This is a genomic window from Glycomyces sp. NPDC050141, assembly GCF_055586545.1.
Window position 1 is genome coordinate 27,926 of record NZ_JBVJHZ010000045.1, and the last position, 17,491, is coordinate 45,416.

At 70.4% G+C, this 17,491-nt stretch carries 16 protein-coding genes; 6 read left to right on the plus strand and 10 right to left on the minus strand.

Annotated features, from left to right (window positions below; genetic code table 11):
- Positions 1-49: 49 nt before the first annotated feature.
- Positions 50-697 (minus strand): TetR/AcrR family transcriptional regulator, encoded by a 648-nt coding sequence (locus tag ACZ60M_RS21895; RefSeq protein ID WP_465420795.1) that lies wholly within the window; start codon positions 695-697, stop codon positions 50-52.
- Between the two features lie 63 nt (positions 698-760).
- Between ACZ60M_RS21895 and ACZ60M_RS21900 the strand changes: the two genes are divergently transcribed.
- Positions 761-2,143, plus strand: a complete 1,383-nt coding sequence (locus ACZ60M_RS21900; RefSeq protein WP_465420797.1) for an MFS transporter — start codon at positions 761-763, stop codon at positions 2,141-2,143.
- A 39-nt stretch (positions 2,144-2,182) separates the two neighbouring features.
- Here the strand turns inward: ACZ60M_RS21900 and ACZ60M_RS21905 are convergent, their stop codons facing one another.
- Complete coding sequence (locus tag ACZ60M_RS21905) at positions 2,183-4,606, minus strand: MMPL family transporter (protein WP_465420799.1); 2,424 nt, start codon at positions 4,604-4,606, stop codon at positions 2,183-2,185.
- Positions 4,607-4,636: 30 nt separating this feature from the next.
- Positions 4,637-5,269 (minus strand): TetR family transcriptional regulator, encoded by a 633-nt coding sequence (locus ACZ60M_RS21910; RefSeq protein WP_465420801.1) that lies wholly within the window; start codon positions 5,267-5,269, stop codon positions 4,637-4,639.
- Between the two features lie 212 nt (positions 5,270-5,481).
- Here ACZ60M_RS21910 and ACZ60M_RS21915 point away from each other — a divergent pair, with 212 nt between their 5' ends.
- From ACZ60M_RS21915 to ACZ60M_RS21930, 4 genes are all read left to right on the plus strand, one after another.
- Positions 5,482-7,248 (plus strand): serine/threonine-protein kinase, encoded by a 1,767-nt coding sequence (locus tag ACZ60M_RS21915; protein WP_465420803.1) that lies wholly within the window; start codon positions 5,482-5,484, stop codon positions 7,246-7,248.
- An 86-nt stretch (positions 7,249-7,334) separates the two neighbouring features.
- A complete protein-coding gene (locus ACZ60M_RS21920; protein ID WP_465420805.1) occupies positions 7,335-8,129 on the plus strand; it encodes an FHA domain-containing protein in 795 nt (264 codons plus the stop codon).
- A 42-nt stretch (positions 8,130-8,171) separates the two neighbouring features.
- The gene (locus ACZ60M_RS21925) at positions 8,172-8,552 is read left to right on the plus strand and encodes a DUF1304 domain-containing protein (RefSeq protein WP_465420806.1); all 381 of its coding nucleotides are present in this window, start codon (positions 8,172-8,174) and stop codon (positions 8,550-8,552) included.
- A 43-nt stretch (positions 8,553-8,595) separates the two neighbouring features.
- A complete protein-coding gene (locus tag ACZ60M_RS21930) occupies positions 8,596-9,138 on the plus strand; it encodes an RNA 2'-phosphotransferase (RefSeq protein ID WP_465420807.1) in 543 nt (180 codons plus the stop codon).
- Between the two features lie 4 nt (positions 9,139-9,142).
- Here ACZ60M_RS21930 and ACZ60M_RS21935 read toward each other — a convergent pair whose 3' ends face one another.
- Positions 9,143-9,313 (minus strand): hypothetical protein, encoded by a 171-nt coding sequence (locus ACZ60M_RS21935; protein WP_465420808.1) that lies wholly within the window; start codon positions 9,311-9,313, stop codon positions 9,143-9,145.
- Positions 9,314-9,366: 53 nt separating this feature from the next.
- Positions 9,367-10,821, minus strand: coding sequence for an MFS transporter (locus tag ACZ60M_RS21940; RefSeq protein ID WP_465420810.1), 1,455 nt, complete (start codon positions 10,819-10,821; stop codon positions 9,367-9,369).
- A gap of 195 nt (positions 10,822-11,016) precedes the next feature.
- On the opposite strand from ACZ60M_RS21940, the gene ACZ60M_RS21945 reads away from it, so the two are divergent.
- Entirely contained in the window at positions 11,017-11,403 is a 387-nt protein-coding gene (locus ACZ60M_RS21945) for a winged helix-turn-helix transcriptional regulator (protein ID WP_465420811.1), read from the plus strand.
- Between the two features lie 107 nt (positions 11,404-11,510).
- On the opposite strand, the gene ACZ60M_RS21950 is transcribed toward ACZ60M_RS21945, so the two are convergent.
- From ACZ60M_RS21950 to ACZ60M_RS21970, 5 genes are all read right to left on the minus strand, one after another.
- On the minus strand, positions 11,511-12,299 hold the full coding sequence (locus ACZ60M_RS21950; protein ID WP_465420813.1) for an inositol monophosphatase family protein: 789 nt from the start codon (positions 12,297-12,299) through the stop codon (positions 11,511-11,513).
- A 167-nt stretch (positions 12,300-12,466) separates the two neighbouring features.
- Entirely contained in the window at positions 12,467-14,353 is a 1,887-nt protein-coding gene (locus tag ACZ60M_RS21955) for a glycoside hydrolase family 127 protein (RefSeq protein ID WP_465420814.1), read from the minus strand.
- Positions 14,350-15,183: a carbohydrate ABC transporter permease gene (locus ACZ60M_RS21960; protein ID WP_465420816.1), complete on the minus strand. Its 834-nt coding sequence runs from the start codon at positions 15,181-15,183 to the stop codon at positions 14,350-14,352. The genes ACZ60M_RS21955 and ACZ60M_RS21960 overlap by 4 nt, the downstream gene beginning before the upstream one ends.
- Positions 15,183-16,046, minus strand: coding sequence for a carbohydrate ABC transporter permease (locus ACZ60M_RS21965; protein ID WP_465420818.1), 864 nt, complete (start codon positions 16,044-16,046; stop codon positions 15,183-15,185). The genes ACZ60M_RS21960 and ACZ60M_RS21965 overlap by 1 nt, the downstream gene beginning before the upstream one ends.
- 14 nt (positions 16,047-16,060) lie before the next feature.
- On the minus strand, positions 16,061-17,359 hold the full coding sequence (locus tag ACZ60M_RS21970) for an ABC transporter substrate-binding protein (RefSeq protein WP_465420820.1): 1,299 nt from the start codon (positions 17,357-17,359) through the stop codon (positions 16,061-16,063).
- Between the last annotated feature and the right edge of the window lie 132 nt (positions 17,360-17,491).

A 17,491-nucleotide genomic window follows, 5' to 3' on the forward strand; every position in this document is an offset into this window, starting at 1 on the left:
ACGCGAAAGCCGCCGACCGGCAGTGCCGGTCGGCGGCTTCTTTTCGTCTTCAGTGGCGGTGCTGCTCCAGGTAGTGCTCGCGCCATTGCGGCGTGGCCGCGCCTTCGAGGACCGTGATGACGACGTCGTGGGCGAGGCGTTCGCCGACGGGGGCGTGTCCGAAGAGGATGCGATGGTAGGTGGTGGCCGCCAGGAGGTCGAGCAGGAGGTCGAGGTCGGCGTCCTCGCGGAGGTCGCCGCGTTCGACACCGCGCCGGAGCGCGGCGAGCGTGGTGGCGCGGCGGGGGTGGAAGACCGTCTCGGCGAAGACCCGGTCGAGTTCGGGGTCGTCGGCGAGGTCGGCGATGAGGCCGGGGAGGGTGCGGCGGCCGAAGTCGCCGCCGAAGGCCCGGCCGATGGTCTCGATGCCCTGGATCAGGTCGCAGTGGGTGCAGCCGGTGTCGGGGGTCGGCGAGGTGCCCATGATCTCGCCGAGGGCGGTGACGGCGAGGAGCTGGCGCGAGGCCCAGCGGCGGCGGATGGCCGGTTTCGAGGTGCCCGCGCGGGCGGCGACGGCCTCCATGGTCAGTCCGGTGTAGCCGACCTCGTCGAGCAGTTCCCTGGTGGCGGTGAGGATCGCGGCGTCGAGCCGCGTGTCGCGGGGCCGTCCGACGGTCTTGTCGGAGGCGCGGGCCACGCCGCTCCAGGATTCCCTCATGGCGGTCAGTATAGTAGCCTTAATTTCGTTCCGTTCCGTAACGAAATATAATAGGAGGTTGCCGTGTCCGCCGTCCAGACACTCCCCCGCAGCGTCTTCCAGCCACCCTATGCCGCCCTGACCTGGGGCATCGTGCTCTCAGTGGGCCTGGTGGCGTTCGAATCCATGGGCGTCGCCACGATCCTGCCCGAGGTCGCGGACCGGCTCGGCGGCCTCGGCGCCTACGGCTGGGGGCTCTCGGCCCTCATGCTCGCCAACGTCATCGGCACGATCGCGGCGGGCAGCGCCGCCGACCGGCACGGCCCGGCGCGCCCGCTCGGCATCGGACTCGCCGTCTTCGCGATCGGGTGCGCCGCCGCCGGGGCCGCCGGGAACTGGCCGCTGTTCCTCGCCGGCCGCTTCATCCAGGGCCTCGGCGTCGGCGCGGTGATGGCCTTGGCCTACACCGTGATCGGCGTCCACTACCCCGACCGGCTCAAGTCCCGGATGTACGCGCTCGTCTCCGGCGCCTGGACCGTGCCCTCGCTCGCCGGGCCCGTGCTCGCCGGGGTCATCGCCGAATACGCGCACTGGCGCGGGGTGTTCGTCCTCCTGCTGCCGCTCATCGCGCTCGCCTCGGCCATGTCGCTACCGCCGCTCCTGCGCCGCGACCGCGAGCGGGAGGCGACCCCGGTGCCGCGCGGCCCGTGGTGGCGCGGGCCGGTCGCGCTCAGCGTCCTCATCAGTGTCGGCACGGGCCTGCTGCTGCTGAGCCTGGAGCTCGACCGGCTCCTGCTGCTCGTGCCGCTGGCGATCGCCGGTGCCTTCGCGGCGGTGATCGGCCTGCGCGCGGTGCTCCCCGCCGGGACGCTGCGCGGCGAGCGGGGCGTGCCTACCGGGATCGTCATCCGGTTCCTCTTGTGCGGCGCCTACTTCGGCAGCGAGGCGTTCCTGCCGCTCGGCCTGATCGAACTGCGCGGCATCAGCGCCGCAGTAGCAGGGCTGGGCCTCTCGGCCGGCGCGATCACCTGGGTCGCGGGCGCGGCCTGGCAGGGCCGCGCGGACGAGCGCTGGAGCGGGCGCTCCCGGGCGGTGCCGATCCGGCTCGGCTCCGCGCTGCTCGCGGCAGGCGTGGTCATTCTCGGCATCGCGGTCCTCGTCGAGGCCGTGCCGCCGCTGGTGGCGATCCTCGGCTGGGCCGTGGGCGGCACCGGCATGGGCATCGCGTTCAACGCCGCCACGACGGACGCGCTCGAGCAGGCGCCCGCCGAGCGCCAGGGCGAGGCGAGCGGCTCGCTGCAGCTCGCGCAGACGCTCTCGGTGGCCGTGGTGAGCGGGCTCGGCGGCGCGGCGATCGCGTTCGCGAACCAGTACGGCGGGACGACCACCGCAGCGCTGGCCGGGACCTTCGCCCTCACCGGGGTCATGGCGGTGGCCGCAGCCGTTGCGGCCCAGCGCATCCGGTGACTCAGCCGGTCGGCGGCCTCCGAGATGCGCTGAGCTTATTTATGCACTGTGTACCGTTTCCCGTTCGACGTGCTCGACGTGCGGGTGGCGCCGTTCCAGGGCCGCTCCTTCGACGTCCACATCGGGCAGCAGGCGGTCGAGCCACTTCGGGAGCCACCAGACCTTCTCGCCGAACAGGTGCATGAGCGCCGGGATGATGAGCATCCGCACCAGGAACGCGTCGACCAGGACGCCGAACGCGAGCGCGAACCCGATCGGCCGGATCATCGCCGAGTGCGAGAACACGAACCCGCCGAAGACGGCGATCATGATGATCGCGGCGGCCGTGACGACCGAGCGTCCGGCGCGCAGGCCGTGGACGACGGCGAGGCGGGCCGGCACGCCGTGGGCGTAGGCCTCGCGCATCCCCGAGCCGAGGAACAGCATGTAGTCCATGGCGAGTCCGAACAGGATGCCGACGAGCAAGGTGGGAAGGAAGTTCAGGATCGGGCCGGGGCTGTCGACGCCGAAGACGTCGGCGAGCCAGCCCCACTGGTAGATCGCGACGACGCCGCCGAGCGCGGCGAAGTAGCTGAGGACGAACCCGAGGGTCGCGACGATCGGCACGAAGACCGAGCGGAACACGAGGACGAGGATGAGCAGCGAGAGGCCGACGACGACGCCGAGGTAGACCGGGAGGGCGTCGGCGAGCTTGTCGGAGATGTCGATGTTGCCGCTGGCGCTGCCCGCCACGCCGATCGAGTCGACACCGTCGATGTCGAGGCCGCGCAGGGTGTGCACGAGTTCCTCGGTCGCCTCGCTGGTCGGCCCGGATTCGGGCAGGACTTGGAACGCGGCGACGGTGCCGTCCTCGGAGGTGCCGATCGGGGCGACGGCGACGACGCCTTCCTGGGTGCCGAGCGCCGTCGCGATCTTGAACTGGGCGGCTTCGGCCTCGTCGGCGCCGCCGGGGAGGGTCGCGACGACGAGCAGCGGCCCGTTCGCGCCCTCGCCGAACCGCTCGGCCACGGTGGCGTACGCCTGGTACTGGGTGGTGTCGTGCGCTTCGGAGGAGCCGTCGGGCAGGTTGAGGCGCAGGTCGAGCGCGGGGATCGCGACGACCACGAGTGCGCCGATGCCGACGAGGACGCGCAGGAGCGCGCTCGGGGTGCGCATGGCCTTCACGGCCGGTTCGGCTTCGGTATCGGGCGTCGGGTGCGCATCGGCGATGGCGGCGCGTTCGGAGCGGCGGAGGATCTTCATGCCCGCCAAGGAGAGCAGGGCCGGGATGAAGGTGACGGCGACGAGGACTGCGACGGCGATGCACAGCGCCCCGGCCGTGCCCATCAGGCCGAGGAACGGGATGCCGGTGACGTTCAGGGCCGCCAGCGCGATGAGCACGGTGGCGCCCGCGAAGACGACGGCGTTGCCGGAGGTGCCGGTGGCGAGGGCGATCGACTCGTCGAGGTCGTAGCCCTCTTTGAGCTGGCGGCGGTGGCGGTTGACGATGAACAGCGAGTAGTCGATGCCGACGGCGAGGCCGAGCATGAGGCCGAGGACCGGGGTCACCGAGGTCATGTCGATGACGCCGGAGAGGGACATGGTCGTCATGGCGCCGACGCCCACGCCGACGAGCGCGGTGAGCAGCGGGAGGGCCGCGCCGATGAGCGTGCCGAGCATGACGATGAGGGCGACGGCGGCCACGACGAGGCCGATGACCTCGCCGACGCCGAAGACGCTGGGCACGGATTCGAGCATGTCGGAGGAGTAGTCGGTCTCGACGCCGTCGATCGGGTTGTCGTCGAAGAGGTCGGTGACGGCGGCCTTGGTCTCGGGGGTGACCTCCATCTGGGGTTCGGTGAAGGCGATGGAGACGACTGCGGCGCTGCCGTCCTCGGCGACCATGGTGATGCCGGACGCGAGCCGGAGCAGGGCCTCGCCCTGTGAGAGGGCGTTGGCCTGGAGGTCGAGTTCGTCCTGCCCGGCGTCGAGCTGGGCCTGCTGGGCGGCGAGCTCGGGGGTGTCGCCGAGCTGTTCGCGGGCGAGGTCGAGCTGGTCCTGCGCGGCGTTGAGTTCTGTTTGGGCCGTTTCGATCTGGGTGCGGCCGTCGGCGATGGCCTGGGCCTGCGCGGCGCGTCCGGCTTCGGTGGCGAAGGGGTCGACGGCGGTCTCGACGCCGTCGGTGTCGGCGGCGCGGGTGACGAGGCCGGTGATGGCCGCTTGCTGCTCGGCGGTGAACGCCTCGCCGTTCTCGGTGCTGACGACGATGGTGCCGGTGCCGCCCGCGGCTTCGGGCATGGCGTCCTTGAGTTGTTCGGTGACGGCCTCGGTGGGCGTGCCGGGGATGGTGATCACGGAGGTGACGGTGCCGCCGAAGAGCACGTACGCGCCTGCGGCGGCGGCGAGGACCGCGACCCAGGCCGCAATGACGGTTTTGGCGCGGCGGGCGCACCAGCGGCCCACGCGGTACAGGAATTCAGCCATGGGTCGGCCTTTCGGGTTCAGGAGGATCGGTCAGGCTGCGGGTTCGCGCAGTACGGCGATGAGCTGCGTGAGGAGGTCGTTCCAGACGCGGCGGGAGGCGGCGGTGTCGGCGCCGCCGGTCGCGATGGACCAGCGCTGGGTGAGGCCGACGATGCCGCCGCTGAAGGCGTCGACGAGGAACCCGGCGCGGAGTTCGTCCACTTCGGGGTAGCGGCGGGCGACGGCGGCCGTGATCTGGGCGGTGAAGAGGGCGACGGCGCGCTGCATGAGGACGGCGCCGCGTTCGGTGGGCTGCCTCGCGGAGCCGCCGAGGACTTCGATGAGGTAGGCGACGGTGGGCACGAGGTGGTCGGCGGAGCTCGCGGCGGCGAGGTAGCCGAGGACGGTGGCGTCGTCGCCGGAGGCGCTCTCGGCTTCGGCTTCCATGGCGTCGACGATCTCGACGAGGAGGTCGCCGGCGACGGCGGTGACCACTTCGTCGAGGGAGTCGAAGTGGTTGAAGACGGTGCGGCGGGCGACGTCGGCGGCGGCGGCGAGTTCGTCGACGGAGAAGTCGGCGTTGCGGCGCTCGTTCATGAGTTCCGCGGCGGCGTCGAGTATCGCCTTGCGGCTCTTGGCTTTCAGAGCGGCACGGCGGTCGCCGGGCGCTGAAGTCGCTGGCATGCTGATTACACTAAGCGCAACGATGCACTGAGTGCAACTACTTTGGCGCGTGGTTCCGGACACAGGTGCGGTTGCGACCGGACTGCGCCTTCCGGGGCGGGTTTGCGTCGCTTCAGTGCGTTAATGTGGAGCGCGACACATGGGGGCGATTCGGGTTTAGGCGAGCGGAGAGACGGTTGCGCGCTGGGCAGGTTGTGGGCGATCGGTACAGGTTGGAAGAGCGGCTCGGTTCGGGCAGCCAGGGGCAGGTGTGGCGCGCGGCCGACCTGCGGCTGCGCGAGCGGTCTGTCGCGCTCAAGCGGGCGCTGACGGGCGGTGACGCGGCAGCCGCGGCGAAGGTCCGGCGCGAGGCCGAGGTGCTCGCGAGCGTGAACCACCCCAGCGTGGTCACGGTCTACGACGCCGTCGAGGAGGACGGCGACTGGTGGATCGTCATGGAGTACGTGGACGGCCGGACCCTGGCCGAGGCGGGGACCGTGGCCGCCGAGCAGGCCGCGCGGTACGGCGCGCAGCTCGCCGGGGGCCTGGAGGCGGTGCACGCCAAGGGCATCCTGCACCGCGACATCAAACCCGCGAACGTCATGGTCACCGCGTCCGGGCTCGCGAAGCTCGCCGACTTCGGGATCGCCCGGCAGGTCCACGCGGAGCCGACGTTCACCGGGACCGGCGCGGTCACCGGCACGCCCGGGTACGTCGCGCCTGAAGTGGTGCGGGGCGGGAAGTTCACTCAGGCCGCTGACGTCTTCTCGTTGGGCGCCACCATCTTCCACCTGGTCGAGGGCACGTCGCCGTTCGGCGAGGGGAACGCGCACTCGCTGCTGTGGCGGACCGCCCAGGGCGACCGGGTCGAACCGAAGCGGGCCGGGGCGCTCGCGCCGCTGCTCGACCGGCTCCTCCAGACCGACCCGAAGCGGCGCATCAAGATCGACGAGGCGCGGATCGAACTCGGGAGGATCGGCGGCGAGGCGGCGGTCGGGGCCGCGCGCCGGACCGGTCTCAAGAGACGCTGGATCGTCGGCGGCGCCGCCGCCGCGGCCCTGGTGGTGCTCGCCGCGTTCGTGTGGAACGGCCTGCCCGACAACGACACTGAGACGCCCGGAGGCGAGGCCGCCGCGCTCGACCCGTGGGACTTCGTGGGCGACCAGACCACCGCCGACCCGTGCGCGCTGTGGGACGAAACGGCACTCGGCGTCTACGGGCCGACCGAGATCGACACCGACAACGGCTCCTTCGAAAGCTGCGACCTGCGCATCGAGAACGCCACCGGCGGCGTCGACCTCAACCTGTACCTCTACGAGACGAACGGCGACCCGCTCCAGGAGGGCGAGGTCGCCATGGTCGGCGACTTCGGCCTCGTCAGCGACGAAGGCTCCCATGACAACTGCACCCGGACGCTGATCTTCCCCGACGGCGAGCACTTCGTCGAGATGACCGCGAAGCAGGACCCCGGCGAGGAGACCGAGATCTGCCCGATCATCGATACCGCCGCCACCGCCGCCCTCGACGTACTCGCGCAGGGCCCTATGGCGCGGCGCGAACACGGGGAGGACCCGGAGTCGCTGTTCTATCTCGACGCCTGCGAACTGCTCGACGACGAAGGGCTCGAACACTTCCCGGGCGTCGCCGCCGACGACCCGCTCGAAGGGTTCGGCGGGTGGAGCTGCTGGTGGGTGAGCACCACGAGCGACACGATGGTGCGCGTCCTCTTCGACCGGGACGACCCGCCGGAGGCCGACGACGGCGAGCGCCTCGAATTCGCCGGCCTGCCCGCGTACAACGAGGGCAACCACTGGGACGAGGACTCGTGCCTGGTCAGCGTCGTCTACCGCCAGTTCCCCAGCGCCGATCAGGACGGCACCATCACCACCGAGACCCTGCGGATCTGGGTGCTCGGCACCCCCGAGGACCCGCAGGAGGAGCTGTGCGACCTCGCCGTCGCCATGGCCGGTCCGGCGGCGGAGGCACTGCCGGACGCCTAGGAGCGCTTGGCATTCCGTTGTAAGCGATGCGGCTCGGGACGGGTCCCGGGGAACCGTGCCAGGCTGGAGGCGGAAAGGAGGTCGCCATGACCGACATCCCCCAGGTCGAGGGCCTCGAACCGCTGCCCGCGAGCCACGCGAGCCTCGCGTTCGGGGTGCCCGAATCCGAGCCGGGCACGATCTACGCCCTCTCCGTCTCCGGCGGGGTCCGGTTCCGGCCCAAGGAGGAACGAGTCGTCCTGTTCGGACGCAACCGGCCCGACGTGCACGTCTGCGTCGGCGAGGACGACCGCCGCGTCAGCCGCAACCAAGGGCGGCTCGCGCGGCGCGGGGACCACTGGTGGCTCGCCAACACCGGGCACCTGCCGCTCCAGCTGCCCGGCGCGCGGATGCTGTTCCCCGAGGACGAGGCCTACCCGCTCGAGACCGGGTACACGCCGGTGTTCATCAGCGGCACCGCTCGGCGGCGGCACCTCGTCGAGCTGTACGTAGCGGGCGACGACGGGCGCCTGCCCACGCCCGTGCCCGAAGCGTCCACATTGAAGGACAAGCCGTGGAAGCTCGACGCGGACGAGCGGCTGGCGCTCGTGTGCCTCGCCCAGCGGTACCTCCTCCACGACGCCTACCCGCAGCCGGTGTCGTGGAAGCAGGTCGCGGCCGAGCTCGCCGAACTGCACCCCGGCGGCGGCTGGCGGCCGAAGAAGGCCGAGCACCTGGTGGCGGGCGTGCGCAAGCGGCTCTCGGCGGCGGGCGTGCCGGGTCTGACCCGCGAGGAGGTCGGGGAACCGGTGGGAAACATGCTCAACCACAACCTCGTCACCGAGCTCCTGCGTACGCGGACGCTCGTGCCGCCCGACCTGCTCGTGCTCGACGGGAGCTGAGTCCGGGCCCGGCGCGGCTCCGCATCGGGAAGAATGCAGTCCATGCTGATCGCAGTCCAGATCCTCGCCGCCCTCGCCGGGCTCCTCCATGTCTACATCTGGGTCATGGAGTGCCTGCGCTTCTCCGACCCCAAGGTCCACCACGGGGTGTTCCGGGTGGCGACAGCGAACGTCGAGACCGTCCGCTCCTGGGCGTTCAACCAGGGCTGGTACAACCTGTTCCTCGCCATCGGGGCGCTGGTCGGCGTCGCCGTAGTCCAGTCCGCGCACGCAGTGGGCATGACGCTCATCGTGTTCGCGTGCGGCTCAATGCTCGGCGCAGCGCTCGTGCTCGTACTGAAGGACCGGTCGATGGCCTCGGCCGCGCTCAAGCAGGGCCTGTTCCCGCTGCTCGCCTTGGTTTTCGCGTTGACGCAGCTGTAGGGCGCCGCGATAGTCTGGCGGTCCCCTCAGAACGGAGTTTCAAGTGGACGACCGCCGGCTGGTGAAGGTCTCGAAATACCTCTCGCGGCACCTGCGCCACGACCCGGCCCGGATCGGGATCGAACTCGACGAACACGGCTGGGTCGAGGTCGACGTGCTGTTGAAGGCCCTCGCCGCCCAGCGGTTCGCGGTCTCGCGCGAAGAGCTCGACGAAGTGGTGGCCCGCAACGACAAGCAGCGGTTCGCCATGCGAGACGGGAAGATCCGCGCGAGTCAGGGCCACTCCGTTGAGGTCGACCTCGCCCTGGAACCGGCCCACCCCCCGGCCGTGCTCTTCCACGGCACCACGGGCGGCTTCGTCGAAGCGATCCGCAACGAGGGCCTGAAGGCCATGAACCGCCACGACGTCCACTTGTCCCCCGACCGCGAGACGGCCGTGCGGGTCGGTTCGCGACGCGGCGCACCCGTGGTCCTAGTGGTCGACGCGGCCCGAATGGCCGAAGCGGGGTACGTCTTCCACCGCTCCGACAACGGCGTCTGGCTCACCGACCACGTACCCGCCTGGGCCATCATGTTCCCCGGCTGAGCGCTTATGCGCCCCGGGGAATCTGCGCTATGGCGAAAGCGCCCGCGATGAGCGCGCCCGCGGCCGCCAACGCGATCACGGCACACCCTGCACCACCGGATACGGTGTTTTTGCGCTGCTCGAACAAGCGCCGTGTCAAGTCAGCTTGATGATCGCGCAGGTAGAAGACGGACATACGCCCGGGGCCGCCTTCCAGTGCGGAAGGCGGCCCCGGGCGTTGGTGTTCATTTAGCCGATGGCGACCGGGATCTGGTCGGCTTCGGTCTCGGAGGCCTTGCGGGCCTTGATGACGGTGAAGGCGATGAGCAGGGCTGCGGCTGCGAGTCCGGCGGCGACCCAGTAGCCGAGGCGGAAGCCGCCGGTCAGGGCTTCGGCCTGGGCCGCACCGGTTTCGAGGAGGGTGCCGGTGCGGGCCGAGACCGCGGTGCTGATGACTGCGAGGCCGACCGCGCCGCCGACCTGCTGGGCGGTGTTGAACAGGCCGGAGGTGACACCGGCGTCCTCGGGCTTGGAGTCGGCCATCCCGAGGGTCATCAGGGCGGGCATCGCCACGCCGAAACCGAGCGGCGCGGTGATCATGCCGGGCAGGACGTCGACCAGGTAGTTGCCATCGGCCCGCATCTGGGCGAAGAGGATGAACCCGGCGACCATGAGGGCAAGGCCGGTGAGGACCATCGGACGGGCGCCGAAGCGGGTCAGGAGCTTCGGGGCCAGCCACATCGAGACCACCGCGATCACGATGGGCGCGGGCAGGAACGCCAGGCCGGCCGCGAGCGGCGCGAACTCGAGCACCTGCTGCAGGTAGAGCACGGTGAAGAACATGAACCCGAAGGCCGAGCCGACCATGAGCGCCTGGGCGATGTTCGCGCCGTTGACGTTGCGGGAGCGAAGGATGCGCGGCGGGATCAGCGGCGAGGCGGCCTTGGCCTGGCGGACGGCGAACCCGGCGAGCAGGACGATGGCAAGGGCGCCGAGGCCCAGGGTGCGGGCCGAGGTGAAGCCGTTGCGCTCGGTCTCGATCAGGGTGTAGACGGCGAGCATGATGCCGGAGGTGACGAGGGCCGCGCCGATCACGTCGGCCCCGGCCTTCATGCCGATGCCGCGGTCGGTCGGGAGCAGCTTCCAGGCCATCGCGGCCACGATCAGGCCCAGCGGGAGGTTCACGTAGAAGACCGATTCCCAGCCGAGGGTTTCGGTGAGCACGCCGCCCACCACGCTGCCCGCGGCGCCGCCGCCTGCGGAGGCGAATCCGTAGACGCCGATGGCCTTCACCTGGTGTTCGGGCTCGGGGAAGATCGTGACGATCATGCCCAGCAGCCCGGCGGCGGTGATCGCGCCGCCGATGCCCTGCACGAAGCGGGCCGCCAGAAGGAAGCCCTGCGAGTCGGACAGCGCCGCCGCGACGGAGGCGAGGGTGAAGAGCGCCAGGCCGGCGAGGAACACGTACTTGCGGCTGACCAGGTCGCCGAGGCGTCCGGCCAGGAGCAGCAGGCCGCCGAAGGGGATCACGTAGGCGTTGACGGTCCACACGAGGTTCGCCTGGCTGAACGCGAGGTCTTCGCGGATGGCCGGGAGCGCGATGCTGACGATGTTCTGGTCCAGGACGATCATGACCTGGGCGGCCGCGAGGGCGATCACGGCGAGCCACCGGGTGCGGAGGCTTTGGGCTGCAATGGGTGACATCGGATGCTCCTAAGAACTGGACCTCATGGGGAACGTTTTGTTCCTGGGGTAATCATGTGTTCCAATGGAGCGATCCGTAAGAAGGCACTTTCATGTGCCTGGGGGTACAGGGATGTTCCTGTCCAGGTCATCGGCCAAAAGCCCTCGCTATGAAGCGGGTCACATGTGGCCCGGACCGCGTCAATGGAGGTTCAGATGAGCGACGACTGCGTGCTGCCGAAGTCCGACGTGCAGGCCGAGGCCTGCCCGATCGTCCAGATCATCGACCGCGTCGCGGGCAAGTGGTCGGTGTCCATCCTCGTCGCCGCCATCCGGAACCCGGTGCGCTACACCGAACTCGAGCGCGCGGTCCCCGGCATCAGCCGCCGCATGCTGACCCTGACCCTGCGGAACCTCGAACGCGACGGCCTCCTCGAGCGCACGGTCTACCCGACCGTCCCGCCGAAGGTCGAGTACAACGCGACCCCGAGCGCGCGCGAGCTGTACGGGCACCTCACCGGCCTGCTCGACTGGGCCCAGCGCCACCAGCCCGACATCATCGAGGCGAGGAAGGCCTACGACGAGCAGGCGCTCGCCGCGTAGGGCGTGCCCCTTCCCACCCGCATCCGCCTCCTACCAACCGAAGAAATGAGACGACTCTCCCACACGGGTCCGACATCAAACAGACACGATCCGAAGTCGTTTGCGGTTCAGGCGAGTTCGGCGAGGAGGGCGCGGTGGATGGCCGGGCCCGCCGCGAGGACCGACAGGGCGCCGTCGCCGTAGTCGACGCCGTCGAGGTCGGTGACCAGGAGACCGGCTTCGCGGCAGATGACCGTGCCGGCGGCGACGTCCCAGAGGTTGACGCGCTCGTGGAAGACCGCGTCGACGCGTCCGGCGGCGAGCCAGCACATGTCGAGGGCGGCGGTGCCGAGCATGCGGATGCGCTGCACCTTCGGCACGAGCCGCTGGAGGGTGGCGAGGCGGCGGAGGTTGCGCTTGTCCGCGTCGGGGCCGACCGAGAAGTCGCCCATGGCGACGACGGCCTCGGCGAGTTCGGCGGGGCCGGTCGTGTGGAGCGCCTGCTTGTTGAGGGCCGTGCCGTGGCCGAGTGCCGCGCTGAAGCGCTCTTCGGACATAGGGGCGTGGACGACGCCGACGACGGGCATCCCGTTGCGCATCAAGGCGAGCGAGACGGCGAACATCGGGGAGCCGTGGGCGAAGTTGATGGTCCCGTCGATCGGGTCGAGGACCCATTCGTAGTGGGATTCGGTGTCGCCGGTGCGGCCCCGCTCCTCACCGAGCAGCGGGATCTCGGGGGTCTCCTGTTCGAGGAACGCGCGGACGGCGTCTTCGGCGGCGTAGTCGAGGTCCGTCGCGAAATCGCGGTCGCCTTTGCCGCTGATGGAGCGTTCGCGCCCGAGTCCCGCCCGGATCGCCGCCACCGCCGTCTCGGCCGCCTGCTCCGCGGTGCCCAGGATTTCCAGCAGCTCGATCATTATTCGGTTCCTCGTCTCCGTACGACCCCACCCGACGGACCTCATCCTAAAGGTGCAAGGCCATGCGGCACTTGGACTCCCAGTGCGATGTTCCGCCGGATATTTCCGTCGTGTTACACGAGAAGGGCCGGTGTCCCCGCATTACGGGTCGCACCGGCCCAATCCGGTCAGCCGAGCGGCAGCCACACCCTCATGGACGCCGGGCCGCGAGTCGCCCTGCGGTGGAAGGGAATCAGCGCGACCTCGGCAGACTTGCCGTCCGCGTCCGGTGCGGCCGGACCGTAGGGCCAGTCGCTCTCGCGGTCGTGGACCTGCGCGGACACGAAGATCCGGCCGTCGCGCTCGACCGGCGCGACCGAAGTGTCGACCGTGAGTTCCGCCACGTCGGCCCCGCCGGGGAGGTCGATCGACTCGGCGCACAGCACGATCGGGCCCCGTTCGACGGCGGCGCAGCCGCGAACGGCGTCGACTCTCGGGTCCGGGACGGTCCAGCGCGCGGCCACCGGCAGGTGCAGGCGGATCTTGTCGCCCGCTGCGAAAGCAGCAGTCACGTGGGCGGTGCTCCCGGCCGCGACCTCGCGGGGCGCGCCGTCGGGTCCGGTCACGGTGGCGCCTTCGGCCCAGGCCGGGACGCGGAGCGAGACGGTGCGTTCGCCGCCTTCGTTGGCGTCGATGCGGACCACGACCGTGCCGTCGTCCGGATAGGAGGTGGCCGTGGTGAGCGCGAACCGGGTGCCGTCGACGACGGTGTCGATGACCGCCGGGGCGTACTGGTGGATCTGGACGCCCGCATCGTCGGCCGTGGCTATGTAGACGGCGAACTGCGCGAACGTGCGCGCCAGGTTCGTGGGGCAGCACGACACGTCGTACCAGGGGGCGCGCTGGCCGCGGGCGGCCTGGTGCGGGAGGGCGTGGTCGTGGGGCGGCGCTTCGTCGGCGGTGCGCACGTGGAGCGGGTTGGCGTAGAAGAAGGACTGCCCGTCGGGGGCGGCCGCTCCGGAGAGGACGTTCAGCGCGACGCGTTCGATCATGTCGCCGTAGCCCATGTCGCCGGTGGCGAGCATGAGCCGCCAGGCGGTCATGACGGCGGCGACGCCCGCGCAGGACTCGGAGTAGGCGCGGTCGGGGGGCAGTGCGTAGTCGGGCCCGAAGGCCTCGTCGATGTAGCGCGAGCCCATGCCGCCGGTGAGGTGGGTGCGGCGCGCCAGGGTGCGCTGCCATTGGCGTCCAACGGCTTTCAGCAGTTCCTCGTCGCCGGTGTCCACTGCGACGTCGACCGCTCCGGAGGCGAGGTAGAGGGACCGCACGACGTGCCCGCGTAGGACTTCGGCGTCGCGGACGGGCGTGTCGTCCTGGTAGTAGGCGCGGCCGAAGCCTTCGTCGGCGAGTGTGTGGGTGCCGCGCCGTTCGATGAAGAGGCGGGCCTGCTCGAGGTAGCGGGTCTCGCCGGTGGCGCGGGCGAACTCGGCGAGGGCCGTTTCGATGACGGCGTGGCCGCAGACCCTCTCGATGCCGCCGGGCCCGAAGGCCGCGCAGACGTGGTCGGCGGCGCGGCGGCACAGCCGCGTGAACGCGTCCTCGCCGCGGGTCCGCAGCCGCGCCACCCCGGCCTGGATGAGGTGGCCGAAGCAGTAGAGCTCGTGGCCCCATTCGAGGTCGGAGTAGCGCGGCGGCTGGCCGGGGCGGCCGAACATGGTGCTGACGTAGCCGTCCTCGTCCTGGGCGGCGCTGACGAGCGCGGTGATCTCGGCGAACCGCGCTTCGAGGCCCGGGTCGCCGGTGCGGCCGATCTCCCAGGCCATGGCCTCGGCGAGCTTGTAGACCTCGGAGTCGGAGAACTCGCGTCCGGACCGCTCGAACGGGGCGCCGGTGGCGGCCCTGGTGAAGTTCTCGAGCCAGCCGGTCCGCTCGATCCAGTGAAGGCAGTGCCGGATGATGCTCTCGGCGTTCGTCCGCTGCCGCTGGCCCCAATGGCCTCCGGTGATGCGGACCTCGCCGAGCCCCAGCGGGCGCAGCGCGCCCGTGGAAGGCAGGACTGGTGTTGGGGTGTTCATCCCTTGAGTGCTCCTGACATGAATCCTCGGACATAGTGGCGCTGCAGCAGGGCGAAGAGCACCAGGCACGGCAGCGCCATGACGACCACGCCGGCCTGGGTCGCCCCGAAGTCGATGGCGCCCATCGACTGCTGGCGGAGGTTGGCGATGGCCACCGGCAGCACGGCCTTGTCGGCGTCGCTGACGAGAATGAGCGGGGCGATGAAGTCGTTCCAGGCGGCGAGGAACGAGAAGAGGCCGACGGTGATGAGGCCGGGCCAGACCGCGAACAGCATGATGCGGGTGAGGACGCCGAAGGTCCCGGCGCCGTCGCACATCGCGGACTCCTCGATCTCCTTGGGCACGGACTCGAAGGAGATGCGCATCATGAACACCGCGAACGGCAGCTGGTAGAGGGTGAGGACCAGGGCGAGCCCGAAGAGGGTGTTGCGCAGGCCCAGGTCCCCCAGCATCGTGTAGAGCGGGATGAGCAGGGTCGAGTACGGGACCATGAGGATCGCGAGGGTGAGCAGGAACAAGGTGTCGCGGCCGCGGAACGTGAAGCGCGCGAACGCGTACCCGCCCGCGATCGAGAGCGCGAGGGTGAACGCGACGGTCAGGATCGAGACGTACGCGCTGTTCCACAGGTAGCGGCCGAGCCCGGCGTCGTAGTCGAGGAGGCTCGCGTAGTTCCCGAAGCCGAAGCCGTCCTGCTGGTTGGTGGCCCCGGCGGGGGCCACAGAGGCGTAGCCGGTCCAGACGAGCGGGAAGAGGAAGAGGACGGAGAGGCCCCCGGCGAGCACGTAGTAGGACGTCGTCCAGAGTGGTTTTGTGCGCTCAGTGGTGCTCATCAGCTTTCCTTTCTGAGGGCCCGGAACTGGCCGATGTTGAGCACTAGGAGCGCGGCGAGGACGACGACGGAGATGGCGGCGGCCGCGCCGAGGTCGAAGCGCTGGAATGCCTCCCGGTAGACGAGCTGCACGACGGTGACCGTGGAGTTGTCCGGGCCGCCCTTGGTGAGGATGAAGAACTGGTCGAACGCCAGGAGCGAGCCGGTGACGGACAGGATGAACACGAGTCCGAGCGCGGGCCGCAGGAGCGGGACGGTGACGTGCCAGAAGGACTGCCAGCGGTTCGCGCCGTCGAGGCGGGCGGCCTCGTAGACGTCCGGCGAGATCCCTTGCAGGCCGACGAGCAGGATGATCATGAAGAACCCGGCCATCTTCCAGACGACGAGGAGCACCGTGGACCACAAAGCGGCCGTTGGGGTTCCGAGCCAGGAGACGGGTTCGAGGCCGAGGGTTTCCAGCATCGGGTCGAGCGGGCCGATCGCGGGGCTGTAGAACCCGAAGAACAGCAGGGACGCCGAGGCGAGCCCGAGCGTGGTCGGCAGGAAGAACGCGGTGCGGAAGAACCCGGTGCCCTTGCGGCGGTCGGCGACGATGAGCGCCAGGAGCAGCGAGAGCCCGATGAGGACGACGACGACGATCCCGGTGTACTTGAGCGTGAAGCCCACGGCGGGCCAGAACAGCGGGTTGTCGGCGATGCCTTCGTAGTTCTGCGGCATGTTGATGCCGAGGTCGCCCTTCAGCAGCGGCCAGTCGGACGCGGACATGCGTCCGACCAGCAGCAGCGGCGCGACGAAGAAGACCAGCACGAAGGCCGCTACGGGAGCGGCGTAGAGCATGCCGGCCAGCTTGCGCGAGTAACGCATATGGAGTTTGCTTCCTAACTGGAGAGGGAGGCCGTGACGTCGTCGTTGAGCGCGTTCAGGTCCGCGCCCGCCTCGCCGTAGACCGCTTCGCGGACCAGCGGGAGCCACGGGCCCTGCGGGTCGTTGAAGGTCTGGCCGAAGTGCAGCGAGTACGGGGTGCGGCCGACGCCGACGAGGTCGTTGATGATGACCGCGTTCGGGTTGTCCGCGTAGTACTCGTTGTCGCCGAGGTCGGTGCGGGCCATGACGTCGCCGTTCGCGGCGAGGATGTCGACCTGCTGCTCCTCTTCGAGGCTCCAGCGCAGGAAGTCCCAGGCCTGGTTCGGGTTCTCGGAGTTGGCGCTGATGCCGATCGAGTCGCCGCCGATGAACGTGGACTCGCCGCCGGTGAGGCCCGGGATGGGCGCGACGCCGATGTTCATGTCCTCGGGCATGAGGCCGAGCATCGTGGAGGGCATCGGCATGACGCCGATGTTCCCTTCGGGGAACAGCGAGACCCAGGTCGCGCCGGTCTCCTCGTTGTGGCCGGGGGCGACGATGTCGTCCTCGACGAGGCTCCGGTAGGTCGCGTAGAGTTCCTGCGCCTCAGGGGAGGCGAGCAGCGATTCGGTGCCCTCCTCGTTCATGACCTCGACGCCTTCGGCCCAGAGGGTCGGCCACCAGGTGAAGACGAAGCAGCCGCCGCAGTTGCCGCCGAAGAAGGTGCCGCTCACGTCCCCGCCGAGGGCGTCCACGGCGCGGGCCTGCTCCGCGAACTCGGCGAGCGTGGTCGGCGGCTTCTCCGGGTCCAGGCCTGCTTGCGTGTAGAGGTCCTTGTTGTAGAACAGGACGGAGAGGTCGAGGGTGTGCGGCACGAGGTACTGGGCGCCGTCCACGGTGCCGACGTCGAGGTGCGAGGGCGCGAGGGCGTCCTTGAACTCGAGCGAGTCGATCCGGTCGGTGATGTCGAGGTAGGCCCCGGAGGTGGTGAAGTTCGGGGCGAACACCACGTCGAGGGCGAACAGGTCGGGCAGCTCCTGGTTGCCCGCGGCGGTGCCGACGCGGGTCTGGTAGTCGTCCGTGGGGATCACGGTGAGCTCGATCTGGTTCTCGTGGCTCGCGTTGTAGGCGTCCACGAGGGCCTGGGACTGGGCCTCGGTGGCCGCGCGCGTCCACATGGTGAGGGTGGTGCCGTCGTCGACGCCTTCGAGGACGACCTCGTCGCCGCCCCCGCCGTTGGGGCGTCCGTCGCCGCACCCGGCGACCAGCAGGGCCGCCGCGGCGGCCGCCGCCCCCGCGCGCACGACGCGCGAGGGGCGCTTGTCCATTCTCATTTCCGGTCTCCTCTTAATAAGGGATCAAAGGGGTTCGGGGGGGGGGGGGGGGGGGGGGGGGGGGGGGGGGGGGGGGGGGGGGGGGGGTGCGGGGGGGGGGGGGGGGGGGGGGGAGGGGGGAGGGGCGCCAAC